At 35.5% G+C, this 13,911-nt stretch carries 16 protein-coding genes; all 16 read right to left on the bottom strand.

The window, feature by feature from the left end:
* Positions 1-129 precede the first annotated feature (129 nt).
* Positions 130-912, bottom strand: a complete 783-nt coding sequence (gene recO / locus G8Y85_RS10630) for a DNA repair protein RecO (protein ID WP_105988909.1) — start codon at positions 910-912, stop codon at positions 130-132.
* A gap of 23 nt (positions 913-935) precedes the next feature.
* Positions 936-1,832: a GTPase Era gene (gene era / locus G8Y85_RS10625; RefSeq protein WP_165805803.1), complete on the bottom strand. Its 897-nt coding sequence runs from the start codon at positions 1,830-1,832 to the stop codon at positions 936-938.
* A gap of 1 nt (position 1,833) precedes the next feature.
* Complete coding sequence (cdd, locus tag G8Y85_RS10620; RefSeq protein ID WP_037565395.1) at positions 1,834-2,238, bottom strand: cytidine deaminase; 405 nt, start codon at positions 2,236-2,238, stop codon at positions 1,834-1,836.
* Between the two features lie 12 nt (positions 2,239-2,250).
* Entirely contained in the window at positions 2,251-2,586 is a 336-nt protein-coding gene (locus G8Y85_RS10615) for a diacylglycerol kinase family protein (RefSeq protein WP_060552485.1), read from the bottom strand.
* Positions 2,586-3,050: an rRNA maturation RNase YbeY gene (gene ybeY, locus G8Y85_RS10610; RefSeq protein ID WP_060551144.1), complete on the bottom strand. Its 465-nt coding sequence runs from the start codon at positions 3,048-3,050 to the stop codon at positions 2,586-2,588. Before ybeY ends, G8Y85_RS10615 begins: the two co-directional genes overlap by 1 nt.
* Positions 3,050-3,997 carry a PhoH family protein gene (locus G8Y85_RS10605; protein WP_107400843.1) on the bottom strand — a complete coding sequence of 316 codons (948 nt, stop codon included), beginning with the start codon at positions 3,995-3,997 and terminating at the stop codon, positions 3,050-3,052. The genes ybeY and G8Y85_RS10605 overlap by 1 nt, the downstream gene beginning before the upstream one ends.
* A gap of 243 nt (positions 3,998-4,240) precedes the next feature.
* Positions 4,241-4,852, bottom strand: a complete 612-nt coding sequence (locus G8Y85_RS10600) for a hypothetical protein (RefSeq protein ID WP_165805802.1) — start codon at positions 4,850-4,852, stop codon at positions 4,241-4,243.
* Positions 4,853-4,864: 12 nt separating this feature from the next.
* Positions 4,865-5,863, bottom strand: coding sequence for a flotillin-like protein FloA (gene floA / locus G8Y85_RS10595; RefSeq protein WP_037565403.1), 999 nt, complete (start codon positions 5,861-5,863; stop codon positions 4,865-4,867).
* A 14-nt stretch (positions 5,864-5,877) separates the two neighbouring features.
* Positions 5,878-6,591, bottom strand: coding sequence for an NfeD family protein (locus G8Y85_RS10590; protein ID WP_037565404.1), 714 nt, complete (start codon positions 6,589-6,591; stop codon positions 5,878-5,880).
* A gap of 178 nt (positions 6,592-6,769) precedes the next feature.
* Positions 6,770-6,946 carry a 30S ribosomal protein S21 gene (gene rpsU / locus G8Y85_RS10585; RefSeq protein ID WP_002471046.1) on the bottom strand — a complete coding sequence of 59 codons (177 nt, stop codon included), beginning with the start codon at positions 6,944-6,946 and terminating at the stop codon, positions 6,770-6,772.
* A gap of 130 nt (positions 6,947-7,076) precedes the next feature.
* Positions 7,077-8,423 (bottom strand): tRNA (N(6)-L-threonylcarbamoyladenosine(37)-C(2))-methylthiotransferase MtaB, encoded by a 1,347-nt coding sequence (gene mtaB / locus G8Y85_RS10580; protein ID WP_103346048.1) that lies wholly within the window; start codon positions 8,421-8,423, stop codon positions 7,077-7,079.
* An 18-nt stretch (positions 8,424-8,441) separates the two neighbouring features.
* A complete protein-coding gene (locus G8Y85_RS10575) occupies positions 8,442-9,191 on the bottom strand; it encodes a 16S rRNA (uracil(1498)-N(3))-methyltransferase (protein ID WP_107371401.1) in 750 nt (249 codons plus the stop codon).
* Between the two features lie 5 nt (positions 9,192-9,196).
* A complete protein-coding gene (gene prmA, locus G8Y85_RS10570; RefSeq protein ID WP_165805801.1) occupies positions 9,197-10,126 on the bottom strand; it encodes a 50S ribosomal protein L11 methyltransferase in 930 nt (309 codons plus the stop codon).
* Between the two features lie 3 nt (positions 10,127-10,129).
* Positions 10,130-11,260 (bottom strand): molecular chaperone DnaJ, encoded by a 1,131-nt coding sequence (gene dnaJ / locus G8Y85_RS10565; RefSeq protein ID WP_165805800.1) that lies wholly within the window; start codon positions 11,258-11,260, stop codon positions 10,130-10,132.
* Positions 11,261-11,377: 117 nt separating this feature from the next.
* Complete coding sequence (gene dnaK / locus G8Y85_RS10560) at positions 11,378-13,216, bottom strand: molecular chaperone DnaK (RefSeq protein WP_165805799.1); 1,839 nt, start codon at positions 13,214-13,216, stop codon at positions 11,378-11,380.
* 64 nt (positions 13,217-13,280) lie between these two features.
* Entirely contained in the window at positions 13,281-13,910 is a 630-nt protein-coding gene (gene grpE, locus G8Y85_RS10555) for a nucleotide exchange factor GrpE (RefSeq protein ID WP_037565417.1), read from the bottom strand.
* Position 13,911 lies beyond the last annotated feature (1 nt).

The following is a 13,911-nucleotide window of genomic DNA, read 5'->3' as shown; positions in this document are numbered from 1 at the left end:
TGATATTTGGAGGCTGTTTTTTAAGTTATGATAAATTTTTAAAACGTTTCACTATACACCATTACATTTTAGTGGAAATGAAGAGAACTTCACTGCTCATTTTTATATCATTACAAGTACAATATAAAATTAATGTGTTGGTTTAGAATCATCTAAAATGTCTAATGCACTACGCTTGAGCTGATTGATAAGCCTTTGACTCTTGAAAAATAATCCTAGATATTCTTTGTAAATCATTAAAATAAATGTAGACATTTCATCAACAATATTTTGGTGAATACGCAATTCATTAATTTGTGAAAGTTTTAATTGTTGTAACACATGCATGATATAAATTGTTTTGTTTGATAAAGGTAATGCGTGAGTATCTTGATACATGACTTGTTTTGAAATAACACCATTAAATTTAAAGCTATATGCTGATAAATCTTCACTGTTTTGAGACTGCGTAATCACACATTTGTCTAATTGTAGAGAAATTCCATGACGTGGTAAACATTTCAACATGACGATGTTCGCTATTAATTGTGGAGACACGTCTTGATTGATTCGCTCAATTGCAAAAGTAAGTAATTGATACATATGTTTGTTAATTTCATCTTGTTCCATGGAACGTTCGATGATTTCTAAACAAAGGCTAGCATAACTATTCGCATAAATATCCATTCTCAAATTATAGTTTAAATCAATTACGTCAATGGATGTTAATGTGCCCATTCCACGAAACTTATTATAAATAAATAATGCTTTAACAAAAGGCTGTGTTGTTGCTTGAAATCCAGATTTTACCTTTTTGGCACGTCTCACCATAAGTGGGATTTTTGCACCGTGCTCATTCAAAATTGTGATAATACGATCCGATTCACCATAATCCACTGACTTAATGATGATTCCATTTTGTTTAATGAGCATGTATACACCGCCTTTAATCCCTACTACTCGTCTTCCACGTAACCCATTTGCTTAATGAAATTAGATTTATTTCTCCAATCTTTTTGAACTTTAACCCATAAATCTAAATATACTTTTGAACCAAGTAAATGTTCAATATCCATGCGAGCACGTTGGCCAATTACTTTTAATTTCTTGCCGCCTTTACCGATGACAATACCTTTTTGAGAATCGCGTTCGACATATAATGTTGCTTCTATATGCACGCGGTCTTCCGATTCTTGAACCATACGTTCCACATTGACGCCAATTGAGTGTGGTATTTCTTCAGTGGTAGTTTCAAGAATTTTTTCTCGAATAAGTTCACTTACGACGAATTGTTCTGGATGATCGGAAATTTGACCGTCTGGATAATATTGTGGTCCTTCAGGTAAATATGATTTTAATACTTGAATAAAGTGTTCAATATTTAAGCCTTCTAAAGCTGAGATAGGTATGATTTCAGTGAAATCCATATACGCTTGATATGCTTCAATTTTAGGCATTAAAGCGTCAGGATGTACTAAGTCTATTTTATTTAACACTAGAAAGACGGGTGTTTTAACATTTTTGAGCATTTCCATAATATATTCATCACCGCGACCGATGTCTTCATTCACATTAACCATAAACATGACGGCATCAATTTCTGATAAAGTGTTTTTAGCCACTTTCATCATATAATCGCCTAATTTATGTTTAGGTTTATGAATGCCTGGTGTGTCTAAAAAAATAATTTGTGCATCATTGGTCGTCATGACCCCTTGAATTTTATTACGAGTAGTTTGTGCTTTATCAGACATAATTGCAATTTTATGACCGATAACACGGTTTACAAATGTAGATTTCCCAACATTCGGGCGACCGATAATCGTTACGAAACCTGATTTATATTCTGTCATATTAGGTTAAATCCTTTCCTGAGAATCCTAATGGGAGAAGTTCATGTACAGTGAGCATTTTCATGTCTCCAGTTTGATTAGTCATATAAACGGGCATGTCGTCGTCACACAATTCTTTAAGAACTTGTCGACATGTTCCACAAGGTGATGAGACTTCAGGGCTATCAACCGTTACCGTGATCGATTCAAAATCACCCGGCTTATATCCTTGACTAATTGCTGCAAACAGTGCTGATCTCTCAGCGCAACAAGTAGATGGATAGGCTGCATTTTCTACGTTTGCTCCATAAAAGGCTTGACCGTCTTTTGTTAATAAATACGCACCTACCTTAAAATTACTATAGGGTGCATAGGCACGTTGTTGTGCTTTTCTGACTTCATTAAAATGTTTTTCCGTGTAACTCATATTATCACGCCCTTATATAATTTTAGGGATAAAAATGATTAACCCTATGATGACTGCTAAAATTGATGCGAGTAATACCGCAAAAGCAGCTATATCTTTCGCATGTTTCGCCCAAACATGATACTCCATCGTAGTTAAATCCACGGCATATTCAATCGCAGTATTCATTGCCTCTGTAATTAAAACAGTAAAAATAGCAATGCATAAAAACATCCACTCTACAGCAGAAAGCTTTAATAAAATCCCGGTAATGATGACCAAGACTGCGCATAAAATATGCAGTAAGAAATTGATATCTTTTTTTAAAAGTGTAATGGCACCTATGAGAGCGGGTTTAAACCGTTTAATCATACGTCCCTCGAAAGACCATATGCATTTAAGATGTCGTCTTGACGTTGAAACATTTGTTGTTCATCTGTTTCATTCATATGATCATAACCAAGCAAATGTAAGAAACCATGTAAAGCTAAAAATCCTAACTCGCGCTCAAAAGAATGATTATATTGAAGTGCTTGCTCTTGTGCCACATCAGTACAAATAATAATATCTCCTAAGACTCTTGGCATATCCATCCCTTCAAATACCGTTTCATCTTCTTCAAAGGCAAATGAAATGACATCCGTTACTTTATCTTTATCACGATAATCGCGGTTAATAGCTTGAATTTCATCTTTATCGACAAATGTCACTGAAAGTTCAGCGTCTTCTGTGATATTTTCTTGATCTTTAGCAAAGGTTAAGAGTGATTCAATTTGTTTATACCAATCATCGTGAACTTTATTCGTGTGATCATTAAAATCAATGGTAAACATTAGTTATCCTCCTCATAACTTGAGATAATTCGTCCGACTAATGGGTGACGCACAACATCTGCTTGATCTAAATATTGAAAACTAAGCCCTTTGATGGACTTTAATCGAGATTCTGCTTCAATGAGACCACTTTTAACCCCTTTCGGTAAATCAACTTGAGTTTTATCTCCTGTAACAACCATTTTAGAACCAAACCCTAAACGTGTTAAAAACATCTTCATTTGAGCATGTGTCGTATTTTGAGCTTCATCTAAAATGACGAAAGCATCTTCAAGTGTACGTCCACGCATATATGCTAATGGCGCAATTTCTATTACACCTCTTTCAATTAGCCGTTCAGTAGCTTCTACACCTAATACTGTATTCAAACCGTCATAGAGTGGACGTAAATATGGATCTACTTTTTCTTTTAAGTCACCAGGTAAAAATCCTAGAGATTCACCAGCTTCAACAGCTGGTCTTGTTAAAACAATCCGTTTAACTTGACCCATACGTAGAGCTTTTGCAGCCACAACAACGGCTAAAAATGTTTTACCTGTACCTGCAGGCCCTATTCCAAAAACCAAATCATTATTTTTAATTGCGTGTATATACATACGTTGTCCCATCGTTTTGGCTCTAATGATTTTACCATGCGCATCTCTCGCAATTTCTTCTTCATAAAGATCAATAAGTTGATCAATTGTATGATTGTGGGCCATTTTTATCGCAGCTTGTACGTCTTTAACAGTGATCGTTGCCCCTTGTTCTATTACTTTTAATAGATTTGTTAAAACGGATTCGGCTTTCGTCACTGCATCAACTTGTTGCCCCTGCACGACTACTTCTTGCCCTCTAGCGTGAATGATAACATCGAAAGCGTCTTCTATAAGGTGGATATATTCGTCATTATTACCAAATAGTGCTTGTGCTTGATGAATGTCATCGATTTGAATCATTTCAGGCATATACGAACTCCTTTACAAAGTAATGTATGATTAATGTACCAAACATGTTAAAATGCTTCCAATCATTAATCTAACATGTTTGTTTCTATTATATCATGTTGCTATACGATTAAGTCATCTAATTATAACTGGTAATAAAAGAAATATGACGCATTTAATTCAACTGTATTATTAAGTTAAGAAGTAAAATAAAATCAAGGCACGTTCTCGATATCGAGTAATGCCTTGATCTATGAAAGTGAGTTAATTTAATTGTTTACGTTTATCAATAACCTCGGCCCAAATTATGCCATTCACAACTTCATTATCTGAAAAAGTTAAATCCCCTTTAGCCATAGCGGGTTGTTGTGATGAGGATAGTAATTGTTTAAGTTTCATGCGTTTGGTTCTTGGAGAAAGATATTTATCATCTATGATTTGACGTGCACGTTGTTCAATGCGATGAATATGTTTTTGGCGTTCTCGATCAAATGTATCATTTAAAGAATCGATATCACTTCTTAACATATCTAACAATTCTTTTTGAACTTGTTGTTCTTGACGTTGTGTATCTACACGTTTTCTTTCAGAAGGTATCTCGCTTTTTTGAACCTTTTTAGGATGTTGCTTTTGTTTCAGCGGTTTAGGTTCTGACTGGGTCTCTTTGGGTGAGAATACATCTTCACCCTTTTGTGTATCAAATTCCATCTCCCATTCTTTCAATGTTTGTTCAACTTTATCCATAAAAGATTTAGGAGGATTTGATGTTGGAGGTTGCTGTGGAGATTGCTTACGCTTTTCATGACTTTTATCATTAATTGCAGAGATAATAGAAATGACAATCGTAATGATAAAAATGATAACTCCAATGCTCATACCCTCACCTCATTAATGTTCACTTTTATTTTCTTGAGATTTTTGCGAACTCTTATTAATTGCTTCTCTCATTCCAGTATCAGCTTCGATATTTTTTAAATTGTAGTAGTCTTTAACACCAATATTCCCAGAACGTAACGCTTCAGCCATTGCGAGTGGCACTTCAGCTTCAGCTTCCACAACTTTCGCGTGCATTTCTTGAACACGAGCCTTCATTTCTTGCTCTTGAGCTACCGCCATTGCACGACGCTCTTCTGCTTTAGCTTGGGCAATATTTTTGTCCGCGATGGCTTGTTCAGTTTGAAGGTCTGCACCGATGTTTTTACTAATATCAACATCAGCAATATCGATAGATAAGATTTCAAATGCAGTACCTGAGTCTAACCCCTTACTTAATACTGTTTTAGAAATGTTATCAGGGTTTTCTAACACTTCTGTGTGGTGTTTACTAGAACCAATTGTAGATACAATCCCCTCACCAACACGTGCGATAATCGTATCTTCACCAGCCCCACCAACTAAACGTGAGATATTTGCACGTACTGTGATACGCGCTTTAGCTTTTACTTCGATACCGTTCATAGCCACACCGGCAATGAATGGTGTTTCAATCACTTTAGGATTAACGGACATTTGTACCGCTTCTAAAACGTCACGACCTGCTAAATCAATTGCAGCGCCGCGTTCAAATGGTAAGTTGATGTCGGCACGTTGTGCTGCAATGTTTGCATCTACCACACGGTCAACATTCCCTCCAGCTAAGTAATGTGATTCAAGTTGATTCGTTGTTAATTGTAACCCTGCTTTATGCGCTTTAATTAACGGACCGATTACTTTTCTAGGAGATACACGACGTAAACGCATACCTACTAAAGTACCGATGCCCACGTGGACACCTGCTGCTAATGCTGATATCCATAGTCCAACAGGAACGAATGAAAATAAGATCATCAATGCCACAATGACAAGAACGGCAATAATGATAAAAGAAATAAAACCAGTTGTTAACATATGAATGCTCCTTCTTAATTTGATTGTATTTCGCGTACAACGACGCGTGTTCCTTCTACTTCAATGATTTCCACCTTAACATCTTTGTTAATAAAAGACCCTTCTGATACAGCATCAATACGTTCGTTTTCAAAAAGAATTAAACCAGCTGGTCGTAAATCTGTGAGTGTCAATGCAGTTGCACCGACAAGGTATGAACGGTCATTGTGCGATGTATATCCTGACTCAGTGTTAGTAGAGTCTTTCAATACAACATTTTCAAATAACGATATTTTCTTTTTGAAAAACTTCACTAAAATCACCCATTCAATAATAGATAGTATTAATGCGACACATACACTGAGTAACATTAAAGGTAAATTGTCACCCATTGTAATTAAACTAAATACAATGAGCACCATACCTATAATTCCTAACACAGCACCTACGACAAACAATTCTATAATAACGAGAATTACGCCGATGCTAAATATCATAATGGTAATAAAGGAAATGGTACCTTCTGCTAAATAACCTAAGAAGATAAAAAGTAACGCTAAGATTGCTAGAATGCCAGCCCAGTTAAAAGATTTTGAATAGAGCTGATATACAAAACCTACAAATAAAATACACACGAGAGCCAATGATACCCACGGAGAGGTAATCCACTGAGATAATTGTGTGAAAATACTTTCGTTTTGTATTGTTCCGAGTAAATCTAGCATATGTATTGATAGTAGCATAAACATACACCTCACTCTCACTTAGTAGTATACATGAATTTTCAAAATACTAATAGTGATAAAGATTATTTAAAATGCATAAAATCTAAATACAAAAAAGCTTCAAAATCATTCGACATTTGAACGATTTTGAAGCTCTATATATCATTAATTTGAATGTTGAGGGAGTTCAACACAATGATAATTATCTGAATTTACGTTTACGTGCAGCTTCAGATTTCTTTTTACGTTTTACACTTGGTTTTTCATAGAATTCGCGTTTACGAACTTCTTGGATTGTACCGCTTTTAGAAACTGAGCGTTTAAAACGACGTAAAGCATCTTCTAATGATTCGTTTTTACGGACTACTGTTTTAGACATCTGTATTTCCCTCCCTCCAAATATCAAGAAAACTTTTATAGGTTAATAAATGACATATGATTTATGCCATGTAAACATTAGTATAAATTAAATCTTAATTATGGTCAATGTTGAATTATACAATTTCTGTTTAAATTAGTACTTCTTCCTCAGATTTGTTCGTCGCATGATCAACTACTCTTAATAATTGTCCATGATTTAATGGATAACCTGCGCGAGTAATTTTCACTTTACAAATTTGACCAATGAGTGACTCATCGCCTTCGAATTCAACTTTCATGTAGTTATCGGCATAACCAACTAAAATACCTTCTGTTGATCCTTTTTCTTCAGGAATAACTTCAAGGACATCATTTTCAAAGCGAGAAGCATACGTTTTTGCAAGTTGATCACTTAATTGAATGAGTCGGTGTACGCGTTCATTTTTAATCTGTTCATCAATTTGATCGTCCATGCGTGCTGCAGGTGTTCCAATACGTTGAGAGTATGGGAATACATGAAGTTCTGAAAACTGATGATTAACAATGAAGTCGTATGTCTCTTGAAATTCTTCCTCAGTTTCACCAGGAAAGCCTACGATAACATCACTAGTAACTGCTAATCCTGGTAATGCGGCGTGTAATTTCTTAATTCTTTCACTAAAATGTGCCATTGAATATTTGCGTCGCATACGTTTTAAAACCGTATCAGATCCAGACTGTAGAGGCACATGCAAATGACGGACGACTTTTGAAGATTGTTGCAATACTTCTATTACTTCATCCGTTAATTGACTTGCTTCAATAGAAGAAATACGAATGCGCTCGAGACCGTCAATTGTTTCTAAATCGCGTAATAATTGCGCTAAGTTGTAATTTTTTAAATCTTGGCCATAACCGCCCGTATGGATTCCAGTTAAAACGATTTCTTTATAACCGGATTGTACGAGTGTAGATGCTTGTTCAACTACCTTTTCAGGATCGCGAGAACGCATTAAACCACGTGCCCATGGGATAATACAAAATGTGCAAAAATTGTTGCATCCTTCTTGAATTTTTAAAGACGCACGTGTACGGTCTGTAAAATACGGCACATCTAGTTCTTCATACGTGCGATTTTTCATTATATTACTTACACCATTAATAGGTTGACGTTCATTTTTAAACGTATCAATATAGTCAAGGAGTTTATGGCGATCTTGTGTTCCTACTACAATATCGACGCCTGGAATTTCCATAATCTCAGCTGATGAAGTTTGTGCGTAACAACCAGTTACACATATGACCGCATCAGGATTATTACGAATTGCACGACGAATCACTTGTCGACTTTTTTTATCTCCCGTATTTGTCACAGTACAAGTATTGATAACGAATACATCCGCATTTTGTTCAAAGTCTACACGGTCGTACGACGCTTCTTTAAAAAGTTGCCATATTGCTTCAGTTTCATAGTGGTTTACTTTGCAACCTAAAGTATGAAATGCAACAGTAGACATAAATTCACCTCATTGTATCTATTTTAATTCTAATTGATAGCTTATGGCGCTTAAAGCATATAATGGCGCTGTTTCGGCACGTAAAATCCGAGGTCCCAAGCCAACACATTTAACTTTATTGTGTAATGCAGCAACCTCATCTTGAGAAAATCCACCTTCAGGACCAAATAATAATAAAATTTTGGCATCAGGTGCAAAGTTTTGAATACAGTTTTTTAATAGTGAGCGTTCTCCAGATTTTGCTGATTCTTCATAAGCCATAAGTACATAGTCATATTGATTTATCATATCATATATGGTTTTGAAATTCGAGATAAATTCCACTTTTGGTACAATTTGACGATAACTTTGTTCTGCTGCCTCTTTTACAATTTTTTGCCAGCGCACTACTTTTTTATCCGCTTTTTGTACATTTAATTTTACAACTGACCGATCCATTTGGGTGGCAATAAAATGATGAGCCCCTAATTCCGTGGCTTTTTGTAGTAACCATTCGTACTTATCGCTTTTAATAAGGCCACTACAGATTGTTACGTTCACCGGCATTTCAGTATTTAAGTCTATTTCTCTACTTGTTTCTATTTCGATGCAATCTTTTTGTATTGTTATGAGTTGAGATTCGTATGTACGCTGTTGATTAAAATTGATAATGATAGTATCTCCGACGTCCATACGCATTACGTTAAGAATATGGTGAATATCTTCAGAATTTGTTATAAAAAAACGCTGATGTAACTCAGCGTTTTCATTTAAAAAGTACCGTTGCATCTATCTCACACCTTTTGAGCAGTTATACAGACCCAACCATTATCCTGTTGTGTCTCGATAATAGAAAATCCTGTTTCTTTCATTTGATTGATAAGTGTTTCTGCTTTATCATCAATAATTCCTGAAGCAATAAAAAATCCATCTTGATTCAATGTTTGATATGCATCTTCAACCATAAGTGTAATCACGTGTGCAAGAATATTTGCGATGACTACATCGTAATGGTCGTGCTCATCTGTTAATAAATTACCTGTAGTGGTTTGAATGTGAGAATCACAATGATTTTTCTTGAAATTTTCTCTTGCAACTTGAACTGCCATTTCATCCAAGTCTAATGCTTTGACATGTTGGGCACCTAACAAATGGGATGCAATGCTCAAAATGCCTGAACCTGTACCCACGTCAATCACACGGTGGTGAGGTTGAACTATTTTTTCAATCGCTTTCAAACACATACTCGTTGTTGGATGGTCGCCCGTGCCGAACGCCATTCCTGGATCTAGTTCAATGTACAAATGTTGTGCATCTTTTTGAACAGTTTCCCAACTTGGCACAATAAAAAATCTTTCAGATGCCTTAAATGGATGAAAATAATTTTTCCATTCGTTTTCCCAATCAGATTCTTCGATATCCTGATGTGTCATTTTGAAAACGTCATAATTTAAAATGTCTAGTTTTAGTATATTAGACTCAATGGATTCAAGTAAGGTACGCGTAAATTGTGATTCATTGTAATACGCTTTAATAATCATGTGATTTTCAGGATAATCTTGAGGATTTAACGCAAAAATCTCACCAAATCGATCTTCTCTCTTTCGATGTAATTCATTCGAATCTTCTATTGCCACCCCATTAGAACCTGCATTTTGTAGTATTTCAGTGACACTTTCTTCTGCTTCATTATTCACCACTACAGATAATTCTATCCATTTCATTTATTATTCTCCTTTGAAGAAACGACGTGCTTTATCTTTAAAATTAGAAGGTTGTTCTGAAATAGATTCGCCACTTTCCTCAGCAAATGCTTTTAATAATTCACGTTGTTTATCGGTTAGATTTGTAGGTGTTGCAACAACTATATTTACAAATAAATCACCATGGCCATAACCATGTACGTTTTTAACGCCTTTACCTTTTAAACGGAACTGCTTGCCTGATTGCGTTCCAGCTGGAATTGTTAACATGACTTGACCATTTAATGTTGGTACTTTAATTTCATCACCTAGAGCAGCTTGCGCGATACTAATGTTCTGTTTGTATAATATATCATCGCCATCACGCGTAAACTTATCAGATGGTTTTACTCTAAATACAACAAATAAATCACCAGCAGGACCACCATTCTCACCTGGTGCACCTTGACCAGCTAAACGAATTTGTTGATCATTATCTACACCTTCTGGCACTGTAACTTCAAGTTTAACATTTTTAGTTTCTGTACCACGACCATGACAAGTTGGACAAGATTCTTCAAATTCTTCCCCAGAACCATTACATTGTGGACATACTTTTTCAGTTCTAACGCGGCCTAAAATTGTATTTTGTTCTACAGACACATGTCCAGAACCTTTACAATATGAACACGTTTTCTTTTTCGTACCAGGTTTAGCACCATTACCATTACATGTTTGACATGTAACTTCTTTACGAATTGATATTTCTTTTTTCGTACCAAATACGGCTTCTTCAAACGTGATCGTCATTGTATATTGAAGATCATCACCTTTACGTGGCGCATTAGGGTCTCTTTGACGTTGACCGCCGAAGAATGAATTGAAAATGTCTTCAAAACCTGAACCACCAAAGCCTGAAAAGTCTTGACCTCCAAAACCTTGACCAAAATCATCTTGTGCTCCTGCATGACCGAATTGATCGTATCGTTGACGTTTTTGATCGTCACTTAAGACTTCATATGCTTCACTGATTTCTTTGAATTTCGCATCAGAGCCTTCTTCTTTGTTAATATCAGGATGGTATTTTTTTGATAATTTTCGATATGCTTTTTTGATTTCATCTTTAGAAGCACTTTTACTTACGCCCAGGACTTCATAATAGTCTCTTTTTGCCAATGCTATCGCTCCCTTTTTTACTTCTTATGAATGAAAAGAGGCTGGGACGTTGCTGTCCTAGCCCCTCTATTTCATATATTGATAGACTATTGATACGTGTTTAGTGTAACACAAATATTATTTATTATCGTCGTCTTTCACTTCTTTGAATTCTGCATCTTCAACTGTATCGTCTTGGTTAGATGATTGTTCCTGTTGACCTTGTCCTTGAGCTTGTTGACCTTGTTGCGCTTGTTCATATGCTTTCATTGATAATTGTTGAATCACTTGCTCTAGCGCTTCTTTTTTAGATTTGATTTCCTCAATATCGCTACCTTCAAGGGCAGATTTTAAGTCGTCTTTTTTCGTTTCTGCTTCTTTTTTATCATCCTCAGTAACATTATCACCTAAGTCTGATAATGCTTTGTCAACTTGGAATACGAGTTGATCAGCTTCATTACGTAAATCTGCTTCTTCACGACGTTTTTTATCAGCTTCCGCATTTTCTTCCGCATCTTTAACCATGCGTTCGATTTCATCGTCTGATAATGCTGAAGAGGATTCGATTGTAATTTTTTGTTCTTTGTTTGTACCTAAATCTTTCGCTGTAACGTGAACAATACCGTTTTTGTCAATGTCAAATGTTACTTCAATTTGTGGTGTGTTACGTGGTGCTGGTGGAATGTCTGTTAATTGGAAACGACCTAATGTTTTGTTGTCAGAAGCCATCGGACGTTCACCTTGAAGCACGTGGATGTCTACTGATGGTTGGTTATCAACAGCAGTTGAATACACACGTGATTTTGAAGTAGGAATTGTCGTATTACGTTCAATTAATGTATTCATACGTCCACCTACAGTTTCAATACCTAATGATAATGGTGTTACGTCAAGTAATACGACGTCTTTAACGTCACCCGTGATAACACCGCCTTGAATAGCAGCACCCATAGCAACAACTTCGTCAGGGTTAACACCTTTATTTGGTTCTTTACCAATTTCTTTTTTAATTGCTTCTTGTACAGCTGGAATACGTGTTGAACCACCAACTAAGATTACTTCATCAATATCTGATGTAGATAGACCTGCATCACTCAATGCTTGACGCGTTGGAGCCATAGTTTTTGCAATTAAACTATCAGCAAGCTCTTCAAATTTAGCACGAGATAAAGTCATTTCTAAATGTAGTGGACCCGCTTCTCCAGCTGAAATGAATGGTAAAGAAATTTGAGTTGAAGATACACCTGATAAATCTTTTTTCGCTTTTTCAGCAGCATCTTTTAAACGTTGTAATGCCATTTTATCTTTAGATAAGTCAACACCGTTTTCAGATTTAAATTCTTTTACTAAATAGTCAATAATAACTTGGTCAAAGTCATCGCCACCAAGGCGGTTATCACCTGCAGTTGCTAATACTTCAAATACACCGTCACCTAATTCTAAAATAGAAACGTCAAAAGTACCGCCACCAAGGTCGAAAACTAACACTTTTTCATCTTTGTCAGTTTTATCTAAACCGTAAGCTAATGCAGCAGCTGTTGGTTCGTTAATAATACGCTCTACTTCTAATCCAGCAATTTTACCAGCATCTTTTGTTGCTTGACGTTCGCTGTCATTAAAGTAAGCTGGTACAGTAACAACTGCTTTCTCAACTTTTTCACCTAAATAGCTTTCAGCTGTGTTTTTTAAATTTTGTAAAATCATTGCTGAAATTTCTTGAGGTGTGTATGATTTGCCATCAATATTTTCTTTATAGTCTGTACCCATATGACGTTTAATAGATTGAATCGTATTAGGGTTAGTGATTGCTTGACGTTTTGCAACTTCCCCAACTTGTGTCTCGCCATTTTTAAATGCAACAACTGATGGTGTAGTACGTGCACCTTCTGGGTTTTGAATTACTTTAGGTTCATCACCTTCTAATACAGATACACAAGAGTTTGTTGTTCCTAAGTCAATACCAATTACTTTACTCATAATCTAATTCCTCCTAATTTTCAAACATAATTATTTTTACATAAACTGGTAACTTTCGTCAAAATTATTGATTTACTTTTACCATTGAAGGTCTTAAAACACGATCTTTCAGTTTATACCCTTTTTGTAATTCCTCTGTAATTTGTCCAGATTCAAAATCAGGATTATCATCTTGAACTACAGCTTGATGGAAGTTAGGGTCGAATGTCTCGCCTTCCGCTTGAATTGTTTCAAGTCCATTGTTTTCGAGAGCATGGATTAAACTACTGTAGACCATTTCAACACCTTTTTTTAGTGCGTTAAATGATTCATCATCACCATTGATTTGTAATGCACGCTCGAAATTATCTAACGCAGGTAAAATATCATTTAAAACACCTTGTGATTGATACTTTCTTTGAGTTTCATTCTCTTTTTGAATACGTCTCTTATAATTTTCAAATTCCGCGTATAAGCGTAAATACTTTTCTTCTTCTTTTTCTACTTGTGCCTTTAAAGATGCAATTTCTTCATCTTTAGGGTCTACTGTTTCTTCTTCAACATTTTCATGAGTTGCTTCATTAGTGTCATTGTTCGCTTCATTTGTTGAATTTACTTCACTATTTTCAGTTGTATTAGAAGATTGCTCTGATGTATCAACATCTGTCTTGTCTTCATTTTTATCTTGTGTAGTAAAATCTTTTTCTTCAGACATT

Source organism: Staphylococcus sp. 11007852 (genome assembly GCF_011394325.1).
GTDB classification, from domain to species: domain Bacteria; phylum Bacillota; class Bacilli; order Staphylococcales; family Staphylococcaceae; genus Staphylococcus; species Staphylococcus agnetis.
Note: the sequence above shows the minus strand (reverse complement) of the source record. Positions and strands in the feature narration are given on the sequence as shown.